This window comes from Denitratimonas organivorans, assembly GCF_037478135.1.
Lineage (GTDB): Bacteria > Pseudomonadota > Gammaproteobacteria > Xanthomonadales > Xanthomonadaceae > Denitratimonas.
In genome coordinates, this window is the sequence record NZ_JBBHDV010000001.1 from 270,074 (window position 1) to 289,694 (window position 19,621).

Consider the following 19,621-nt stretch of genomic DNA (forward strand, 5'->3'; position numbering starts at 1 on the left):
CAATCAAGAAACAGGAGGCGAGCGGGGGTGAGTGGTTCACGCGCTTTTTGTGTGAACAGGAACCCGCCAACGGGATAACGCGTGCAATACGACGTGAATGGCCGCGGCCTCAACCCGCCGTATCCACCAGCACCAGTTCGGCATCCTCCAGCGCGGTGATACGGAAGCTGTCGAGCTGGCTGATCGCGGCGCCATCGCGCGCTTCCAGCGTCACGCCGTCAACCTCCACCTTGCCCTTGGCCGGCACCAGGTAGCCGTAGCGGCCGGGGCCGGCGAAACGGTATTCGGTGCTTTCGCCGGCTTTCAGTGTGGCACCCAGCACGCGCGCGTCGGTGCGGATCGGCAGCGCGTCCTCATCGCCTGCGATACCGCTGGCCAGGGTGACGAAGCGGCCCGATCGCTCGCCCTTGGGGAAGGGCCTGGCGCCCCACGAGGGCGCGCCGCCCTTCTGGTCGGGGAAGATCCAGATCTGGAAGATCCGGGTGACGCCCGGCTCCTGGTTGTATTCGGAATGGCGCACGCCGCTGCCGGCGCTCATCACCTGCACATCACCGGCCCCGGTGCGGCCGGTGTTGCCCAGGCTGTCCTGGTGCGTGATCGCGCCTTCGCGCACATAGGTGATGATTTCCATGTCGGCATGCGGATGCGGCGGGAAGCCGGTGCCGGGCTGGATGGTGTCGTCATTCCAGACCCGCAGCGCACCCCAGTGCATACGTTCGGGATCGTGGTATCCGGCGAAGGAAAAATGGTGTTTGGCATCGAGCCAGCCGTGGTTGGCTCCACCAAGGTCTGCAAAAGAGCGGTGTTCGATCATGGCGTTTCCTGCCTGCAATGAAGAAGTTGCCCGGCAGTCTATGTGGCCGGATTTTTTACAAATACCGGCAAATCCTTCATTCATTGTTTCCAGAATGACACCAATCAGGACGAAATCGCGGGGTCGTCGCAGTCCTCGCCCAGTTCCTCGCCCAGCTCTTCGACCAGAAAATCGATGAAACGCCGCAGCCGCAAGGACATGCTGCGGGTCTGCTGGAACAGCGCATGCACCGCGATCGGCGGCGCGCTCCAGTCCTCCAGCACCCGCACCAGTGTTCCGGCCGTGATCGCATCGGCGGCGATGAAGTCCGGCACCAGCGCGATGCCGAGCCCGGCGTCGGCCATCTGGACAAGGAAATCGCCGTTGTCGGCCATCACCGGGCCGCGAGTGCGCACCCGCCGCACCTCCTTGCCGCGCGTGAGCTGGATCGTGATGCCGCTTTGCAGGCAGCCATAGTTGATGAAGGCGTGATCGGCCAGATCGTCCGGCGCCTGCGGTGTTCCGCGCTGTGCCAGATAGGCGGGGGAGGCCACCAGGCTGCGCGGCGCCGGCATGATGCGGCGCGCGGCGAACGAGGAATCGGCCAGGTCGGCGATGCGGATCGTCACATCGAAACCGCCGCGCACCGGATCGATCAGATGATCGGTCAGCGACACCTGCAATTCGATATCCGGGTAGCGTTCCAGGAAGCGCGGCACCAGCCCGGCCAGCACCCGCATGCCGAAGGACACCGGCACATTGCAGCGCACGATGCCACGGATGCCCAGGGTGCCGCGCGCGCGTTCCTCGGCCTCTTCCAGCGCGGCCAGCACTTCCTGCGCGTCCTCGTAGAACGCGGTGCCGGCCTCGGTCAGGTGCAGGCTGCGCGTCGTGCGCATCAGCAACTTCACCCCGAGCGACTGCTCCAGATCCTTCACCAGCTTGCTGATCTTGGAACGCGGCACATCCAGCGTGCGCGCCGCTCCGGCGAAGCTCTCGGCCCGCACCGCCTCGATGAACGCCCGCATGCACTCGATCCGATCCATCCACCGCTCCTTTCACGCAATGTGCAGGGATTGTTCCCGCTGCGGTGCCGTGACGGCAAGGCGGAGGGGCGGTGTGGATCAGCGCTGGCGGCCAGCGGTTCAGCCGGCGCTTGGCGTATCCTTTCCCGAGCATTGGCATTCGCGGGCAGGGGGCCTACGTGGAGCAAGCAGACATCGCCGCAGCCGCGCCCGACAGCGGGCAGCAACGCGCCGAGGAATTCATCGCCCGCTGGCAGGGTGTTGCGGCCTCGGAACTCTCGACCTCGCAGAGCTTCCTGATCGACCTGTGCCGCCTGCTCGGCGTGGACGTGCCGCACCCCACGCCCGAACAGGACTACATGTTCGAGCGCCCGATCACCTTCCGCCACGGCGATGGCAGCACCAGCGCCGGCCGCATCGACCTGTACCGCCGCGGCGCCTTCGTGCTGGAGTCGAAGAAGCTGCGCCTGGGCGCGCATACCAAGGGTTTCGACGACGCCCTGCTGCGCGCCCGCAGCCAGGCCGAGGCCTATGCCCGCGCGCTGCCCGCCGAAGAAGGCCGGCCGCCGTTCGTGGTGGTGGTGGACGTGGGCCAGCGGATCGAGCTGTATTCCGAATTCAGCCGCTCCGGCGGCACCTACGTGCCGTTCCCGGACCCGCGCAGCCATCGCATCGCGCTGGCCGAGCTGCGCCGCCCCGAACTGCGCGAGCGCCTGCGCCGGGTCTGGACCGACCCGCTGGGCCTGGACCCCAGCCGCGAATCCGCCCGCGTCACTCGCGAGATCGCCGACCGCCTCGCGAAGCTCGCCAAGAGCCTCGAACAGGCCGACCACGCGCCCGAATTGGTCGCGCAGTTCCTGATGCGCTGCCTGTTCACCATGTTTGCCGAGGACGTGAAGCTGCTGCCGGCGCACAGCTTCCGCGACCTGCTGGCGCGCCACGCCGAACAGCCCGACGTGGCCATGCGCATGCTCGCCCAGCTCTGGCGCGACATGGACGAAGGCGGCTTCTCCGCCGTGCTGGCCGGCGACGTGCTGCGCTTCAACGGCAAGCTGTTCAAGCAGCCCGAGACCCTGCCGCTGGACGCCGCCCAGATCGCGCTGCTGCTCGACGCCGCCCGCGCCGACTGGCAGCACGTGGAGCCGGCCATCTTCGGCACCCTGCTGGAGCGTGCGCTGAGTTCGAAGGATCGCCACAAGCTCGGCGCCCACTACACCCCGCGCGCCTACGTCGAACGCCTGGTGCTGCCGACCGTGATCGAACCGCTGCGGCGCGAATGGAGCGACGCCCAGGCCGCCGCCGGCACCCTGGCCGACGAGGGCAAGGCGGACGCCGCCATCGCCGAACTCAAGCGCTTCCACCACCGCCTGTGCACCGTGCGCGTGCTCGACCCCGCCTGCGGCTCGGGCAACTTCCTGTACGTCACGCTGGAACACCTCAAGCGCCTGGAAGGCGAAGTGCTCAACGCGCTGGACGAACTCGGATACCGCCAGACCGGCCTGGCCCTGGACGGCGAACGCGCCGACGCCATGGCCGGCGAGACCGTGGACCCGCACAACCTGCTGGGCATCGAACTCAACCCGCGCGCCGCCGCCATTGCCGAAGTGGTGCTGTGGATCGGCTACCTGCAATGGCACTTCCGCACCCGTGGCGACGTGCACCCGCCGCAGCCGGTGATCCGCGATTTCCGCAATATCGAGAACCGCGACGCGGTGCTGGCGCATGACGGCGTGGAATACGTCACCGACGAACGCGGCGTGCCGGTGACGCGCTGGGACGGGGAGACGATGAAGGTCTCGCCGGTGACCAGGGAGAAGGTGCCGGACGAAGCGGCGCGCAAGCCCGTGGAGAAGTATCTGAACCCGCGCAAGGCGGCGTGGCCGGAGGCGGATTTCATCGTCGGCAATCCGCCATTTATTGGCAACAAGCGAATGCGCACCGCGCTCGGCGATGGATACGTGGAAGCGTTGCGCGGCGCATGGCCGGAGGTTCCGGAATCGGCGGATTTCGTGATGTTCTGGTGGCACCACGCGGCGCAACTCACCCGTCGCGGTGCAGCGGAGCGGTTCGGATTCATCACCACCAACTCGATCCGGCAGTCGTTCAACCGCCGCGTGATCGAGCCGCACCTGGCCGACAAGAAACAGCCGCTGTCGCTGGTGTTCGCGATTCCAGACCATCCGTGGGTGGATACGGCGGATGGGGCGGCGGTGCGGATTGCGATGACGGTGGCTAAGGGTGGAACTGCCGAGGCCCTGCTGAAAGAAGTGGTATCCGAACGCGAGCAGGGGGATGGCGAAGTTGCCGTGGTCCTGCATGCCAGGCGTGGCCGCATGTATGCGGACCTCAAGGTGGGCGCAAATGTGGCGGCTGCTATTCAGTTGCGAGCAAATCTCGGTATCAGCAATCGTGGCGTGATTCCGCACGGCGAAGGAATGACGGTGGATGAGAATCAGGCGATCGCATTGGGGCTGAATTCGGTTCCAAGCTTGGATCGACGTCTTCGCCCGTACCGTAACGGTCGCGATCTCATGCAGAACCCGCGGGGAGTGCGTGTCATCGACATGTACGGGCTTACTGCGGAACAGGTTCGAAATCAGTTTCCAGCCGTCTATCAATGGCTGCTTGAACGTGTGAAGCCAGAGCGCGACCACAACCCGCGAGCGAGCCGCCGAGAGAATTGGTGGCTGTTCGGTGAGAACCAGCCCAAGATGCGGGAAGCAATTGCCGGACTGCGTCGTTACATCGCGACGGTTCAAACGAGCAAGCACCGCACGTTTACTTTTCTCGACGAAGAAATACTTCCCGACGACAAGTTGATCGCCATTGCGTCGGATGACGCAGCGACGCTTGGCGTCCTTTCCTCATCGCCTCATACGGTGTGGGCCCTTGCGGCGGGCGCGCGGCTGGGCGTTGGCAACGACCCCGTTTACAACAAGTCCGCGTGCTTCGATGCGTTTCCCTTTCCGGATCTTCATTCCGCCGACAAATTCGGCGGCCCGATCACCTACGCGCTGGAAGACGAGAACGGCCGCCCCGGTGAATACAGCACGATCGGCGAATACCCCTCCGACCGCATCTGCAACCTCGCCGAACAGCTCGACGCCCACCGCAAGCGCCAGCAGGCCGCGCATCCCGGCCTGACCCTGACCGGCATGTACAACGTGCTCGACAAGCTGCGCAGCGGCGAGGTGCTGACCGCCAAGGAGCGCACCCTCCACGAACAGGGCCTGGTCTCCGTTCTGCGCCAACTGCACGACGAACTCGACGAAGCCGTGCTCCACGCCTACGGCTGGGGCGACCTGCTGCCGCTGCTGCGCGTGGCCCACGGCAACGATGCACCACTCGAAGGCCAGTCCCGCGAAGACGCCAAGCGCGCCTTCGACGAAGCCGTGCTCGAACGCCTCGTCGCGCTCAACGCCGAACGCGCCGCCGAGGAAGCGCGCGGCGTGGTGCGTTGGCTGCGCCCGGCATTCCAGAACCCGGATTCGCCCGCGCCCGAACAACAGGGCATCGCGGTGGGCGGGGACGAGGAATCAGCCGATGCGCAGGACACACCGGCGGCACCCGCCGCAGTCAAGGCGCAACCCTGGCCCAGGGACACCGTGGATCAGGTGCGCGCCGTCGCCGACCTGCTGAGCGCCAGCCCCGTGCCGCTGTCGCTGGATGACATCGCCGCCCGCTTCACCGCACGCGGCGCCTGGAAAAAGCGCCTGCCGACACTGCTCGACATGCTCGTCGCCCTCGGCCGTGCCCAGCAGGAAGGCGACCACTTCACCGGCACCTAGGAAACCCCCGGACAAGCCGTCATTTGCCACATAGGTCGGCGGTGAGCGCATGCGAACCCCGACACATGGCATCCGGCGGAGGAAGCATGACCGCAGGCGGGATACGACGCGGTGGGCCGCACCGCGTTCGCGCACCCGCCTCACTGCGGCATCAGCACGTTCAATTCAAACCCGTCGCCAAACGGCAGACCCAGCGGCGTCAGGCATTGCTGGTTTTGGCCTTGCGGGATGAAGTGGTCGAACCAGATATCGCTGCACGGGGAGAACTCCGTGGCCGGATTGCTCCCGGAAATACTGGGATACATGATGAATTGCGGGAAGTTGCAGTATTGGTTGACGTACGCCGACGTAATGCCGATGGAGAGGTTGATCTCATTGTCGTGCCTGACGCCGAAGTTGTGCCCCAGCTCGTGTGCAAAAAGGGTGGCCCTGCCGCCGCCGGCAAAGGTCATCTGGTTGATCGCGTAGCCATGTGTCGCACTGCATAGCGCGTTGAGCCATGCAAAACCCGCCACGCTGCCATCGAAATTCTTGCCACTGAACAGGTGCGCGACGCCGTGGAACGGGATGTTCTGGTCCGGGACAAAAGCTGTGAAGGCATCAAGCAGTTGAGAGTACGCCGTCATCGTCAGCGGCCCGTTGTCGGCCAGCGCCACCAGATGATGCAGGCGCAAGCGCGTATTCGGGTGGGCATGCGGCCCCGGCTCGGCGTAGAACCCGTCCGCGACATTGAGCGCGGCCACCGCCACGCTGGCGGCGTCGGGGTAAAGCTGCTGGAACTCGGTATCCAGCACCAGCGTGATGCGCAGTTCCCGACCAGTGCTGCCCTGCGGCACCGATGGCATCCATGTGTTTGGAACCGCGAGGTGCGCCGAATGCCCGGCCACCGTATCGTCGTGGAAATCTTCGGGCGCCGTGTCTCCATGGAAATCCAGCGGCTGCGCCAGATCGGCCAAGGTGTAGACCAGCGTGGCGGCGTCATCCACACCGAGGCGCGAGGCCAGCCCTGGATGGTGGCTGGCCGGATCGAGGAACCAGACCTGTTCGCCATCGTGCACCGCGCCCAGCCACGCCGCGCCGATGCGCGTCAGCCGCACCCAACTGCCGGGCCGTCCGGCGACTTCCCCGGTGAAAACCTGCGTCCTGCCATCACGCACCGCCGCCACATGGGGCGTTGCATCACGCGTCAGCCGCAGTTGCACTTCCAGCGACATGTCCAGCGCCCGGCCATCAGGCGTGTTCAGTCGCAGCACGGTTGAGGCTTCCCGATCCGCAGTGCGGACGTTGTCGACCCAATGCAGGCCGGCATTATTGGCGCGCAGCAACTGCTCCGCAGCGGCTGGTGCAGGCAGCGCCAACACCAGAAACACGGCAATACACGCGAGGTGCAGGCGCACCGATGGCAAGAGTTTCATCTTCGTTCCCCGTAGCTTCCCCGCGCCCATGAAAGTGCATGCAGGACGTCGATGCAAATTCGGTACAGACGCTGCTCGCCCGGATTCGCGCACCGCACCGACCTGCGCGCACCTGTGCCGGATCGGATTTTTTCGCTGTCAGCGGTCGTGATGAAACGGGTCGGGTTGCCGCTTCGTCCGTTATGCTGCGGTCCCGGCGGGCGCTGTCATGCTTGTGGTGCGGCACGCGGTCGCGTAGCACTTTTGTCGCACCGGCTAGCCGGTGCGGATCACAAATGATTGATATTCATGAACTCCATTGTTTTCCCGTAGCACCATGATTCCTGTCGCAATGAAAGAAGAAAAGGTCGAAACATCAGCGTCTTATGGGGCATGGCGTGTGAGTGTGGCTCCGATGATGGACTCAACTTGTTGCAATTGTTTTCCTTTGGAAACAGGAAGATAGCCATTGGGAGCCGCCCAGTGGAGCACTACTGGACCAGGCCGAAGCAGCATCAACCCGGCTGGCGCAAAAGGAGAGTGGCCAAAAGTTGGCGCAATCCAGGTGCGGTGGCCCGGAGGTCTGGCTTGCTGCAACGGCAGGCGGGGCTTGCGCGGGAGCGCGCGGATGAGGTAGGGTCCAAACCGGCTCCAGATTCCCGTGCGCACAGAATCATGGAGTGACGCAAAAAGTTTTCGCCGCGAATGCGGCTCCAGTCCGGGCACGCCACACCCCTCCCCGGACGACACCGCAAGGTGGTGGCACTCTCCCCACGGCAGTCATGCCGACGAAGCTGAAGCGGCCATGCCGCAATAGGCTTTTCTTCCCTTGGACAACTCCTGTGTCGAACGCTGTTCGGCCGCGATGCGTTGTCATTCCCGCCCCAAAGCCAGGCATTTTGCGCCATCGCGCGCTGATTGCCCGCGCTCTTGTCTCCATTCGGTGGCCGTCCCGGTCATCGCTCTCAAGTCGTGTCTTGCCAGCGGCAACCAACGCCGTGCCTGCCGTATTTGCAGGCGAACGTGGGTAAACGAAAACGCAAGCGAACCACATCACATGCAACGAAAAACCACCGCGAAAGGAGAACGAAATGAGCAACGAACCGATCCAGGCAAGTGACCAGGAAATGGACGGAAGCAGGCCCAAATCTCGCCTGCAGCGCGGCCAGTTGTACCAATACAACGGAAGGGAGTTGGTGCCCGTTGAACCGAGCGACGTGGCGAAAGTGCCGGTGACGACCGAGGCGTTTGATTCGCTCAAGGCAGTCCGCAAGCAGGTTGCGGAAATCACCAAGGGCAGGCCGGAACTGATGATTGTCGCCAGCGCCATGCTGATTGCGGCAAGCAGGATTCCGGAAATCGACGTATTCGCGAAGGAATACGGGCACGACTTCTACAGCTGAGCCGGCCACGAACCGACACCTGTGTCATGCCGCAAGGCCCGGTGCGGTGGGCTGAGAAAGACAGTCGCCGCACCGTCGGGACACGATGGCCGTATCCACTGATGGCAGGTGGACAGCGCTACGGCCAGTCGGATTCGTGACGAAATTGGGGCAGCCGAAACCCCGCCTCCTGACGGAGCCTCCGACCAATGGAGGAGCCGGCACTTGTGAGAAATCACGGTGACGGTTGCACATCATCGCTGAGGTATTGCCAGGGCTTTGGCCCGGACCGCGCACCACGACAAATACGAACCCAGGACTGAGGAGAGGATCATGTCGAAAGGATGGAAAGCATCATTGGCTGAGATCATCGCGAAGAACTGTCGCGCAAAGCAGATCGGGACCAAGGCTAGCCTGGCAACACAGCGCAAGCGCCAGGCTGTCCTCTATCTTGGTTTCGCCGAGCTGAGGCAGTTGGGCTACCGCCTGGATAGCGTACGCAGCTTCCGCAGCACTCATATGAGTGTTCTGGCGCAGCACTGGGAAGAGCAGGGAATCGCACCCGCGACGCTCCAGAATCGCATCTCGATCTTTCGGATTTTTTGCGGCTGGATCGCCAAGCCTGGAATGATCGAAACCAGCTCCAAGTACGTGAAATCCGAGGAGTCGGTTCGGCGAACGACGATCAATAAGCAGGACAAAAGCTGGACGGCGAAGGGCGTAGACATCGCGGCCAAGCTGGAGGAAGTGCACAGGATCGATGATCGTGTGGCGCTGATCCTGGAGCTGGCCTGGCGCTTTGGTTTGCGAGTGAACGAGGCGGGCATGATGCGACCGCATCACGATGACAAGAAGCTCTGGCTCGAGGTGGAGCGCGGTGCCAAGAATGGCCGTCTTCGCAATCTTCCCATTGACAGTGAGGCCAAGCGAGAAGTGCTGGAGCGGGCCAAGCTGCGCGTCGGCCTCAACGAATCGCTGTTCGATCCTGCGCGCGGTCTGGAAGAGGCACGGGCGCACTTTTACCGGGTTATGAGGAAAGCAGGGATCACCCGTGCCCACGGCATCACGCCCCATGGTCTGCGACACGAGCTTGCGAATGATGTATTCGAAAAGCTCGCCCAGACGCCATCACCCGTGCGCGGTGGAAAACTTCCGGCGGACCCGGAGAAGCTGCGCTTCGCCAGGCTGGAAGTGGCCGAGCTTCTGGGCCACAGCCGGGAGGATGTGGTTTCGCACTATGTCGGCAGTTACCGCGAGCAAGCCCGCAATCGATGATTGATCGCGGTAGCAGGGCAGCCGGCTGGCCGAAGATGAGCCAGCCGGTTGCCGCGTTTTGCGGCAGCCAGCCTGCATTGCGTCAACCTGAAGCACGCGTCTCAAGTGAAGCAGAAGACTCATCCGCGCGCTCCCGCGCAAGCCCCGCCTGCCGTTGCAGCAAGCCAGACCTCCGGGCCACCGCACCTGGATTGCGCCAACGTTTGGCCACTCTCCTTTTGCGCCAGCCGGGTTGATGCTGCTTCGGCCTGGTCCAGTAGTGCTCCACTGGGCGGCTCCCAATGGCTATCTTCCTGTTTCCAAAGGAAAACAATTGCAACAAGTTGAGTCCATCATCGGAGCCACACTCACACGCCATGCCCCATAAGACGCTGATGTTTCGACCGATCTGCATGGTTTGATTCAACGGCTGGCCATGGGTGCGGGTTGCGCCAGTGTCCATGGATAAGCTACTTGTCAAAGTTTGGTGAATCTCGGGCGGCACACTGCTTGGGAGTCCGGAGGGTGGCTCCCCCTCTGTTTTGTCGCGCCCATACTTTCAGTCGATGGATTCCGTTAGCTCGTGTCTCAGGATTTGAGATCCGGGTACTGTAGAAGGTGACCTTCAGGCCAAAAGGGAGGCACGGAATGTCAGGCTCAGCACCATGGGGGAAATGCTCTTCTGCGGGACAAAAGCATCCGCTTGTGGATCACTGTGTCGATGTCGCCATAGTTTTCCAAGCATTGATAGAGGCCTCGCGCACTGATCTGGGATTGATGCCAAAGGAGCCACGGTTGCTAAGGCGTCTGGCCGTGATCGCCTTTCTTCACGACTTCGGCAAGTGCAACCGGGGGTTTCAAGCGAAGTCCGAGCCGCATGCAAGAGATACCGCTGGCCACGTCTTGGAGGCGCTGGCTGTGCTTATGGACCAGCAAGATCGCTGGCGTCCGGCATGGGCCGATTTGATGAAAGACGTCTGCGGTTGGTTTGCGACTGAGGAGCAGGCATTCCAAATGCTGGTGGCGAGCATCTCGCATCATGGTCGTCCAGTATCGTTGGATGATTATCATGCATCCAGCGTTGAACGCTCTTCTGCGAAGTGGTGGGCGGCCGCCAATGGCTACGATCCGATGGAGGCCCTCGACGAACTGGCGGAGGCGGCACGCCGGTACTTCCCCGGCGCCTTCGAGGTGGGCGGCCCCGTGATTGACGCCACACCTGCGCTGCAGCAACGATTTGCTGGGCTCGTGATGTTGGCTGACTGGGTCGGTTCGGACACGCAGTTTTTTCCCTATCGCCAAGCCATCTCGGAAGACCGTTTCGCATTCGCCGCCAATGAAGCTTTAAGGGCCTTGCGTGCCATCGGTCTTTCGATGCCCGAATCGCGTCATTCAAAGTCGTTCGAGCTTGTTTTCCCGTTCACTCCTACCCCGCTTCAGTCCGCTTTGGCCGAGCGAATCGCTCCAGACGCAGACAACCGGCTGCTGCTCGCGGAGTCCGATACGGGTTCGGGGAAAACAGAGGCAGCGCTGGCCTGGTTCTTTCGACTCTATGCCGATTGCTGCGTAGACGGGCTCTACTTCGCTTTGCCCACCCGTGTTGCTGCACGCGAGATTTACGACCGGGTGTTGCGTGCCATTGCGACAGCCTTCGAGGCCGACCATCGGCCGGGGCCAGTGCTGCTTGCCGCCCCAGGTTACGTGAAAGTCGACGGTCACGTTGCTGCTCCTTTACTCGCCAACCCGACGGGTACGCTTTGGGACGACAACGCGCGAGATCGACGTCGCGAGCGGCTGTGGTCTGCCGAGCGTCCAAAACGCTTTCTGGCTGCACCAGTCGCGGTGGGGACCATCGACCAAGCGCTGCTGTCGGTCCTGCAGGTCAAGCACAGTCTCTTGCGATCAGTATGTCTGGATCGCCACCTGCTCGTAGTGGACGAAGTGCACGCGTCCGACCCATACATGCGCGAGGTGTTGCAGGCGCTGCTGCGTGGGCACCTCGCGCGTGGTGGCTGGGCGTTGCTGTTGTCCGCGACCTTGGGTGAGTCAGCAGCCTCTACTTACTTTGAGCGGCCTGTCGTGCCGCTGCATCAAGCCTTGCAGCGTCCTTACCCGCTGTTGTCGGCAAGCAAGCATGCTTGGCCGATGCCCTCGATGCGGAACCGCAGCATCGAAGTGGAGTTATCCCCCACACTCACAAGCGACGAGGCACTGATACCTCGTTTGATCGATGCACTACAGAAAAGTGCGCGAATCCTCGTGGTGTGCAACACCGTGGCGCGCGCCAATACGCTGTTTCAGGGCATTGAACACGTCCTGAATCAAGGCCATCCAGAACTGCTTCCGGCGCTATTTGCGCTCGATGGCGCGCGATGTCCTCACCATGGCCGTTTTGCGCGGGAGGATCGTGAACTGATGGACGTGGCGGTTACCAAACGATTAGGCAAAGGGTCGCCCGACGGGCCCTGCATGCTCATCGGCACGCAGACGCTGGAGCAAAGTCTGGACATCGATGCCGATTGGCTGGTGACAGACTTGGTCCCCATGGATGTGCTGATCCAGCGCCTTGGTCGACTGCATCGCCACGAGCGCTCGCAACGCCCCTTCGGCTTCGAAATACCACGCGTGCTGATTCGCACCCCGGAGCAAGAGCTCACTGCCTATCTCATGAAGGACGGCACGCTCCGTGGGCCTGCTGGACTGGGCAGTGTGTACGCCGATGGGCGCGTGTTGGCCTTGACTTGGCAGGCTCTCCGTAAGAACTCGGACCTTCACCTACCCCAGCAGGCCCGCGATCTGATCGAGCGCACGACACACCCCGAGTGTTTCGCAGAATTACCGGAGCCTTGGCTCAGCCATGGCCATTTCATCGAAGGGAAGGAACTTGGCGAAGTGCGACAAGCCCTTCGTTCGGTCCTTGATGATCAGCCCTTTGGTGAACTGCACTACGCGGACAAGAGCGAACGCATCCTCACCCGGCTGGGCAGCCCCACCTATGACTTGCCTCTGGCGAGAGCCATACGTTCACCATTCGGTGCGTTGATCGAACGCGTCTCCATTCCCGCACGTTGGCTGCACGACAAAGATCTGCCCGACTCCATCCACGCCGATGAGATCAACGAAGGTTTTCGATTCTCAGCTGGTGAGACGAGCTTCAGATATACCCGTATCGGTCTGGAGAAAGATGATGCATGACCTATTGAAAGACCCTCTGATCGGCGTACGCACAGCACAAGGCGTGCGGCACGTGAGCCTGCCCGAACTCTTGGCTTCCTTGAGTGCGGGCCAGGTTGAGAACTACACAGGCCTTCGTGCCCATCAGGCCGATCCTTGGCATGTGTTCCTGGTGCAACTAGCGGCCAGCATCCAAGCGCGCCGACCGACCGAGGCGCTCCCTACGGATGCAGCTTACTGGCGTGATGGCTTGCTGGATCTCGCCGAGGGTGTGGCCGAGGCATGGCACTTGGTGGTGGAGGACGTCACCAAACCAGCATTTTTGCAGCACCCGGACTGCCACGGAGCGAACTTCAAACCCTGCGCCGATGCTCCTGACGAGTTCGACGTGCTCTTCACATCTAAGAACCACGACGTCAAATCAGCAAGGATTAGAGCTGACGAACCAGAGGCTTGGATCTATGCAATAACGACTCGCCAAACCATTTCCCCCTATGGAGGCGGTGGTGGCACGCTGAACGGAATTGCAAGGATGAATAGCGGATCCGGCAGTCGGCCAATCGTCTCTTGGGTTCGGGACCTGCATCCTTCTCAGCGGTTTCTCGATGAGGTCAGTGAGCTTCGGCGGATACGTGGAAGTATTCTTGAAGCACGTTATGGCTACAACGCGACAGGCGTTGTCTTGACATGGCTCCGTCCGTGGGATCATCGCAAGCACCAATTCTTCTTGAGTGATCTTGATCCATGGTTTGTCGAAGCCCCTCGGCTGGTTCGCTTGCGGTATGAGGAGCTGACAGACGGAATCGTGGCTCTACAAGCGGGGACCAAGGCCCGGCAAATCGGTCCCAAGGAGTCTCATAAAGGCGATGTTGGCGACCCATGGATACCGATCACCACGGAAGGGACGGCATTAACGATTACGAGCCCTGGCTTCACGCCCGAACGCCTTTGCAAGTTGATATTCAAGCAAGGCATTCAACGATCCACAGGGCTTCTTGATCCGGGATCCTCCGACTCCTATGGCTGGTTGGTGGCTAGCGTCTTGTCCGGGGGGAACTGCAAGACCGACGGGTTCCATCGTGTCGAACTCCCTGTTCCTCCGCAAGCCCGCATGGCCCTGTTTAATCGCGAGAAGCGCGACACGCTGGCGCACTTGGCCCAGAAGCTCCTGAGCGATGCGAAGGACGTGCAGGGTGCCTTGGGAATCGCGCTGACGGTGCTGACGGAAGCAGCCCCGGATAGGCTGGATTTCAAGCGCGTTGCAAGCTGGGTCAAGGCCGTGCGGAGTCAATTTGGCAAGCAATGGGATCTGCTCTACTTCTCCACGCTTTGGCGCGGTGTCGAGGAGTCACATGACACTGTTCGAGTGGACTGGCAGCAACGTCTCGTTGATGCAGGCCAGGCCCTGCTGGACGAGGGCAGCACGCACCTGCCGCTGCCTACGAATCGTCGCTGGCGGGCACTTACCCAATCGCAGAGCGCCTGGCGCGGCATGTTGCGCAAGGGCGGCCTGCCACTGCCACTACCGGGCCGAGTGGCCGCCGGACGTGTTGAACCTCTGGAGAAAGTTGTATGAGCGCACAACCCTTCGTTCCATCACAGGACTCCACCTTGGCCTCCACCGTCGCGCGCTTGGCCGCCGTCATTGGGAACCCCCACTATCCAGCCGGAGATCGTGCCGCATTGCGCCGCTGGTCGATGAATCAGCCTGCTCCTCTGGCTTTTTATCGGCTGTGGCTGCGCCACGCCAACGAAGAACTGCCACCAGAAAGCCGCACCGAGGCCTGGCTGCTTCTTACGTGGTGCATGGCGACCTTGGGCCATGACACCCACACGCCGACGCGCCGCATTGGCCAGGCTCTGGCTGAAAGCGGTTTCTCCGAGGGTCGACTGGAAAGACTGCTGTCTGCGCCTGACGCCGTACGCCCAGAGCTGTTCATGAGTGCCGTGCGCTTTCTCGCTGCCAAAGGGGAACGTTTCGACCTTGTGGAAGCCGCCCGATTCCTCCTCACGACGGATGGAGCCCAGCGCGACGGCATCAATCGACGTGTCGCCGAAACCTTCTATCGCCACCTGCCCAATAAAGACTGATTCACTCAAGGAGTACGTCCATGTTCCTGCAGATCCACACTCTTACCGCTTATCCGGCCAGCCTTTTGAATCGTGACGATGCTGGACTCGCCAAACGTATTCCCTTCGGCAACGCGGTGCGCTTGCGTGTATCTTCCCAATGCCTAAAGCGCCACTGGCGGGAGGATTTCACGCCGCGCCTCCCTGAACTTCCCGATGGGCAGCGTACCCGCTCTTTTTTCACACGTACGGTGCTGCCCAAGGCCATTGCTGCCGGCGTACCCGAGAGCGTGGCGTCCCAGCTGATCGAGCCGCTGGCCAAAGCGTTGATCGACGGCGGCGTTAAAGAAGACGGTGATCTCAGTCAGCCCGTGCTGTTCGGACTGCGGGAGGCTGATTATTTTGCGCAGATTCTCCAAGCCGTCAGTCAGGGCCCCGATCCTGTCAAAGCTCTCGCCGAGCGGCTGAAATCGAAAGCGGAGAAAGACAACTTCAAGGCGTTGAGCAAGTCCGCTGCTGGACTGACGGCATCCATTTTCGGTCGAATGGTTACATCGGATCTGTTGGCTCGCGTGGATGCCCCCGTGCATGTAGCGCACTCACTCACCGTGCATGCCGCCCATACCGAGATGGACTACTTCACCGTCGTCGACGACTTGAATCGCGATGACGAGACGGGCGCAGCTCATGCCAACCAGACCGAACTTGGCGCTGGCCTCTACTATGGCTACGTCGTGGTGGACGTGCCGCTGTTGGTCTCCAACCTCACCAGCTCGGACGCGAAGGACTGGCGCACCCAGGACCACACCACCGCTCGGCGTGTGCTGGAGGCCCTGATCGACAGCATCCTGCGTCAAAGCCCTGGCGCTAAAAAGGGCAGCACGGCTCCGTACGCGTGGTCTGATGTGCTTTTCGTTGAAACGGGGAGTAGCCAGCCTCGCGCACTGTCAAACGCTTTTCTGGACGCGTTGCGACCCGATGGAAAAACCGATCTACGTGTGGCTGCCCTTACTCGACTGGACAACTATGTCCAACAGATTGATGCCATGTACGGTACACCCGGCAATGGTGAGAACCGCTTCCTTTCCACCACGTTGGAGCAGCCCCAGCACCTGCCCTCCAGGCAGCCGGTCCCACAGACTATTGCAGCAGCACTCGACAGCCTGTTTGGCCTGAAAGCCTGAGGGTTGGGACATGAACGTACTCATGTTGCGTTTCGATGCGCCCTTGATGAGCTTCGGCGCCGTTGTTGTTGACCAGAAAAATCCCATATGGCGTTTCCCTGGCGCGGCCATGCTTACGGGACTGATCGCCAACGCTATGGGTTGGGATCATCGCGACACGGACTGTCTTCAAAGCTTGCAGGAGCGGGTGCGTTTTGCTGCACGCTGGGATTCCGAGCCGGAGCCTCTGACCGAGTACCAGACAGTCGATCTTGGGCAACCATCCATGGTGCATACCGGCTGGACTACTCGTGGCAAACGTGAGGATCGCAAGGGCGGATCCGCTGCAACTGGCACACACCAGCGCTGGCGTGATCACTGGGCCAATGGCGTGGTGACCGTTGCATTGGCGCTCGATGGTGAAGGCACGCCAAGTCTCGATGATCTGGAAACGGCATTGACCCGTCCGGCCAGGCCGCTCTTCCTTGGTCGTAAGCCCTGCCTGCCAGCCCTATTTTCATAGGTCGCCGCAGCGCTGATGGCGTCCGGGATGCCTTGTCAGCCGAACCCTTGGCCAACATCGGAGTACGAAAGCGTCCGACGCGGATCGAAGCCTTGTGGCCTCTGGATGAAGGCGCCGGCATAAGCACGGAGGAGCGCTTCGATCAGCGTGACTGGTACAACAACATCCATCGCGGAGCACGGCACTATGCCGTTGGACTGCTGGAGATCACGGCATGAGTGGCTTGCACATGCTGCGTATTCCCATCCATGCCCCGCGCTTGCTGCGCTTTGCCGCAGAGCACGGCATCACCCAAGAAGACGAAACTCTGGGCTACACCCTGCACGCCTGGTTCGCCGCATTGTTCGGTGACATGGCACCCAAACCGTTCCGTCACATGAGCCGGCGCAATGAGGTGCTGGCCTACGCCGAGTCCGACGCTGTCACATTGCTGGACCACGCTCAGGCACTTGCATCCCCCCAGGCTTGGGCAGTAATGGACGTCGCAGGCATAGCTAGTAAACCTATGCCGTCTGTCTGGAGAACGGGTCAACGACTGCGTGTGGAGGTACTCACCTGTCCGGTGTCGCGTAAGGGCGACGAGGAAAAGGATATCTACTTGCGTGCACTCGACCGGCTGGGTAGCGACGCGCCGCCAAGGGCTCAGGTTTATCAACAGTGGTTCGCTGCGCAATGGAACGATGCACTGCATTTTGAGCAGGTGGAATTGTTGGGAATGGTTGCTCGCTCCCGTCTGTTGCGGCGTGCACGTGGTGGGGCGAACAGATTGCGCGCCATTGAGCGACCACAGGCGCTCTTCGCCGGCAGGGCGGTGATTGCTAACAACGAGAGTTTCGCTGCGTTGCTCGCGCGCGGAATAGGTCGCCACCGTGCCTTTGGATTTGGCATGGTCTTATTGTCGCCTTCAAGATGAGTTCTACACCCGGCCTCATGCGTGGGCGGCTCGGGTTGGCGGCCTCGCGCATCCCCCACACCGACCGGCACGGCCTGTTATGGCTGGAATACGGCAGGTTGTCGGTGGAGGACGGCACATTGCGATTCGTGGCCGCCAAGAGCGAAACGCTGGATGCTGGGGATTACGCGATTCCCTACCAAGCAGTCTCACTTATCTTGCTCGGGCCCGGAACAAGCATTACCCAGGACGTTCTTCGACTGTGCGCACGGCACGGCACCCTGATCGCCGCAATTGGAGAAGCGGGTGTCAAAAGCTATACCGCCCCGCCGCTAGGTCAAGGGCGTTCGGACGTTGCGCGAGCTCATGCGAAGCTCTGGGCTGATCCCATTCGGAGATTGGATACTGCCCGACGACTCTACGCTTGGCGCTTCGGACGCGTGCTTCCTCATCGTCAAATAGAAACACTTCGAGGCATCGAGGGTGGCCGGATCAAGGAGAGCTACAAGCTTGTCGCCCAGCGCTTCGGCATCGAGTGGAACGGACGCCGATACGACAGACAGAATCCGAACGCCGCCGATCCTCCCAACCAAGCCCTCAACCATGCAGCTACCTTCGTGGAGGCCGCTGCCGATCTTGCCGTCGCTGCGGTCGGGGCGCTGCCGCCTCTTGGCTTCATCCACGAAGAGTCCAGTAATGCTTTCACGCTGGACGTTGCCGACCTCTACCGCGTCGATGTGACCATTCCTATGGCGTTTGGCGCGGCTCGCGCCTTCATCGACAGCGACTCTGTCAACCTCGAACGAGAGGTGCGGCGACGAGCAGCCAAGCTTTTCCGGCAGGAAAAGCTCATCCCACGCATGATTGACCGGATAAAGGAACTGTTCGATGTCGATGACCGTAGTAGTGACACGTAACGTATCAATGCGTGTTCGTGGGTTCTTGGCGTCTGCGATGCTGGAGTTGGCACCAGGGGTTTACAGCATCCCTCGAATGTCTCCGGCTGTGCGTAACAGAATCTGGGAGGTGCTCAATGATTGGTTCCCTGCGGAACAGGCCGCCTCGGTGGTAATGCTTTGGCAGGATAAGGCCGTCCCCGGTGGTCAAACGGTGAGGACACTGGGCAGCCCTCCGATCGCATTTGTGGAGTTGGATGGTTTGGTCTTGGCCTACAGAACCTGAACGCGTCCAATGTTCTTTGAAAACTTGTTTTAATAAGTGGACTCAATCACTTACCATGAAGAGTCTCCCCCGCACACGCGGGGATCGACCCTACAACATCGGTTTCGGGCGGGCCGCACAGTAGTCTCCCCCGCACACGCGGGGATCGACCCACTGCTCAAGTCGTGCGCCTGCCCGAGCGCACGTCTCCCCCGCACACGCGGGGATCGACCTTTACATGCCGCGCTGATGGCGGTTACGTTTTCGTCTCCCCCGCACACGCGGGGATCGACCTCCGACAGGCCCGAGCCAGCGCTGCGGGCGAGTGTCTCCCCCGCACACGCGGGGATCGACCCCAGTGTTGGATTGCGACGTGGTACATGTCAGGGTCTCCCCCGCACACGCGGGGATCGACCCGACAGCCAGCGGCCGCGAACAGATCGCAATGCGTCTCCCCCGCACACGCGGGGATCGACCTCCTTCGACCGGCGTGGCGACGACTGGTGCCGGGTCTCCCCCGCACACGCGGGGATCGACCCAAGATCGCCCGCACCTGCTCGCCGTAGTTCGGGTCTCCCCCGCACACGCGGGGATCGACCCACGTATTAGACGGGGACCGCCTAAACCGCCCGGTCTCCCCCGCACACGCGGGGATCGACCCGTCGCGACTCCCGCCAGCAGCAGCGCCGAATAGTCTCCCCCGCACACGCGGGGATCGACCCGTCTACATCGTCAGAATCACCAATGGCCGGCAGTCTCCCCCGCACACGCGGGGATCGACCCTTTCGAGACTACAAAACGGCGAGCACGTATGCGTCTCCCCCGCACACGCGGGGATCGACCCTACGTGCAGCCGGCCGGTGCCAGCGTTGCGAAGTCTCCCCCGCACACGCGGGGATCGACCCTGCTGCGCCAGCTGATGGGCGAATTCGAAATCGTCTCCCCCGCACACGCGGGGATCGACCTTCGCCGCCGCCACCGCGCTGGTCGCGATCCTGGTCT

General features: G+C 62.1%; 14 protein-coding genes and 1 CRISPR repeat array (1 of these 15 only partly in view). Of the genes, 11 read left to right on the top strand and 3 right to left on the bottom strand.

The features are described 5' to 3' along the window. Positions 1 to 109: 109 nt before the first annotated feature. Positions 110 to 814: a pirin family protein gene (locus tag WDB66_RS01170; RefSeq protein ID WP_339396592.1), complete on the bottom strand. Its 705-nt coding sequence runs from the start codon at positions 812 to 814 to the stop codon at positions 110 to 112. A 104-nt stretch (positions 815 to 918) separates the two neighbouring features. Continuing rightward, positions 919 to 1,839: a LysR family transcriptional regulator gene (locus WDB66_RS01175; RefSeq protein WP_339396593.1), complete on the bottom strand. Its 921-nt coding sequence runs from the start codon at positions 1,837 to 1,839 to the stop codon at positions 919 to 921. A 158-nt stretch (positions 1,840 to 1,997) separates the two neighbouring features. On the opposite strand from WDB66_RS01175, the gene WDB66_RS01180 reads away from it, so the two are divergent. Further along, positions 1,998 to 5,606, top strand: a complete 3,609-nt coding sequence (locus WDB66_RS01180) for a class I SAM-dependent DNA methyltransferase (protein WP_339396594.1) — start codon at positions 1,998 to 2,000, stop codon at positions 5,604 to 5,606. Positions 5,607 to 5,746: 140 nt separating this feature from the next. On the opposite strand, the gene WDB66_RS01185 is transcribed toward WDB66_RS01180, so the two are convergent. Then, positions 5,747 to 7,021, bottom strand: coding sequence for a M12 family metallo-peptidase (locus WDB66_RS01185; RefSeq protein ID WP_339396595.1), 1,275 nt, complete (start codon positions 7,019 to 7,021; stop codon positions 5,747 to 5,749). A 1,070-nt stretch (positions 7,022 to 8,091) separates the two neighbouring features. On the opposite strand from WDB66_RS01185, the gene WDB66_RS01190 reads away from it, so the two are divergent. From WDB66_RS01190 to cas2e, 10 genes are all read left to right on the top strand, one after another. Next, the gene (locus WDB66_RS01190; RefSeq protein WP_339396596.1) at positions 8,092 to 8,403 is read left to right on the top strand and encodes a hypothetical protein; all 312 of its coding nucleotides are present in this window, start codon (positions 8,092 to 8,094) and stop codon (positions 8,401 to 8,403) included. 312 nt (positions 8,404 to 8,715) lie between these two features. Continuing rightward, positions 8,716 to 9,657, top strand: coding sequence for a tyrosine-type recombinase/integrase (locus tag WDB66_RS01195; protein WP_339396597.1), 942 nt, complete (start codon positions 8,716 to 8,718; stop codon positions 9,655 to 9,657). Between the two features lie 627 nt (positions 9,658 to 10,284). After that, complete coding sequence (gene cas3, locus WDB66_RS01200) at positions 10,285 to 12,831, top strand: CRISPR-associated helicase Cas3' (protein WP_339396598.1); 2,547 nt, start codon at positions 10,285 to 10,287, stop codon at positions 12,829 to 12,831. Continuing rightward, complete coding sequence (locus WDB66_RS01205) at positions 12,824 to 14,386, top strand: hypothetical protein (protein WP_339396599.1); 1,563 nt, start codon at positions 12,824 to 12,826, stop codon at positions 14,384 to 14,386. Before cas3 ends, WDB66_RS01205 begins: the two co-directional genes overlap by 8 nt. Beyond that, complete coding sequence (gene casB / locus WDB66_RS01210) at positions 14,383 to 14,901, top strand: type I-E CRISPR-associated protein Cse2/CasB (protein ID WP_339396600.1); 519 nt, start codon at positions 14,383 to 14,385, stop codon at positions 14,899 to 14,901. The genes WDB66_RS01205 and casB overlap by 4 nt, the downstream gene beginning before the upstream one ends. Before the next feature lie 20 nt (positions 14,902 to 14,921). Then, positions 14,922 to 16,064, top strand: a complete 1,143-nt coding sequence (cas7e, locus tag WDB66_RS01215; RefSeq protein WP_339396601.1) for a type I-E CRISPR-associated protein Cas7/Cse4/CasC — start codon at positions 14,922 to 14,924, stop codon at positions 16,062 to 16,064. 10 nt (positions 16,065 to 16,074) lie between these two features. After that, positions 16,075 to 16,566 (top strand): type I-E CRISPR-associated protein Cas5/CasD, encoded by a 492-nt coding sequence (gene cas5e, locus WDB66_RS01220; protein WP_339396602.1) that lies wholly within the window; start codon positions 16,075 to 16,077, stop codon positions 16,564 to 16,566. 214 nt (positions 16,567 to 16,780) lie between these two features. Further along, the gene (locus tag WDB66_RS01225; protein WP_339396603.1) at positions 16,781 to 17,479 is read left to right on the top strand and encodes a type I-E CRISPR-associated protein Cas6/Cse3/CasE; all 699 of its coding nucleotides are present in this window, start codon (positions 16,781 to 16,783) and stop codon (positions 17,477 to 17,479) included. Beyond that, positions 17,476 to 18,375: a type I-E CRISPR-associated endonuclease Cas1e gene (cas1e, locus tag WDB66_RS01230; protein WP_339396604.1), complete on the top strand. Its 900-nt coding sequence runs from the start codon at positions 17,476 to 17,478 to the stop codon at positions 18,373 to 18,375. Before WDB66_RS01225 ends, cas1e begins: the two co-directional genes overlap by 4 nt. Positions 18,376 to 18,412: 37 nt before the next feature. Continuing rightward, positions 18,413 to 18,640, top strand: coding sequence for a type I-E CRISPR-associated endoribonuclease Cas2e (gene cas2e, locus WDB66_RS15185; protein WP_489670807.1), 228 nt, complete (start codon positions 18,413 to 18,415; stop codon positions 18,638 to 18,640). Positions 18,641 to 18,702: 62 nt separating this feature from the next. Next, positions 18,703 to 19,621: direct repeats of the CRISPR family, unit length 28 nt; unit sequence GTCTCCCCCGCACACGCGGGGATCGACC; it runs 1,122 nt beyond the window's last position.

Bases quoted from the DNA above. Each gene is read 5' to 3' on its own strand.
- WDB66_RS01195 (WP_339396597.1), top strand. From the start codon at position 8,716: ATGTCGAAAGGATGGAAAGCATCATTGGCTGAGATCATCGCGAAGAAC.
- WDB66_RS01170 (WP_339396592.1), bottom strand. From the start codon at position 814: ATGATCGAACACCGCTCTTTTGCAGACCTTGGTGGAGCCAACCACGGC.
- cas5e (WP_339396602.1), top strand. From the start codon at position 16,075: ATGAACGTACTCATGTTGCGTTTCGATGCGCCCTTGATGAGCTTCGGC.
- cas7e (WP_339396601.1), top strand. From the start codon at position 14,922: ATGTTCCTGCAGATCCACACTCTTACCGCTTATCCGGCCAGCCTTTTG.
- WDB66_RS01185 (WP_339396595.1), bottom strand. From the start codon at position 7,021: ATGAAACTCTTGCCATCGGTGCGCCTGCACCTCGCGTGTATTGCCGTG.
- cas2e (WP_489670807.1), top strand. From the start codon at position 18,413: ATGCTGGAGTTGGCACCAGGGGTTTACAGCATCCCTCGAATGTCTCCG.
- cas3 (WP_339396598.1), top strand. From the start codon at position 10,285: ATGTCAGGCTCAGCACCATGGGGGAAATGCTCTTCTGCGGGACAAAAG.
- WDB66_RS01225 (WP_339396603.1), top strand. From the start codon at position 16,781: ATGAGTGGCTTGCACATGCTGCGTATTCCCATCCATGCCCCGCGCTTG.
- WDB66_RS01175 (WP_339396593.1), bottom strand. From the start codon at position 1,839: ATGGATCGGATCGAGTGCATGCGGGCGTTCATCGAGGCGGTGCGGGCC.
- casB (WP_339396600.1), top strand. From the start codon at position 14,383: ATGAGCGCACAACCCTTCGTTCCATCACAGGACTCCACCTTGGCCTCC.
- WDB66_RS01205 (WP_339396599.1), top strand. From the start codon at position 12,824: ATGCATGACCTATTGAAAGACCCTCTGATCGGCGTACGCACAGCACAA.
- cas1e (WP_339396604.1), top strand. From the start codon at position 17,476: ATGAGTTCTACACCCGGCCTCATGCGTGGGCGGCTCGGGTTGGCGGCC.
- WDB66_RS01190 (WP_339396596.1), top strand. From the start codon at position 8,092: ATGAGCAACGAACCGATCCAGGCAAGTGACCAGGAAATGGACGGAAGC.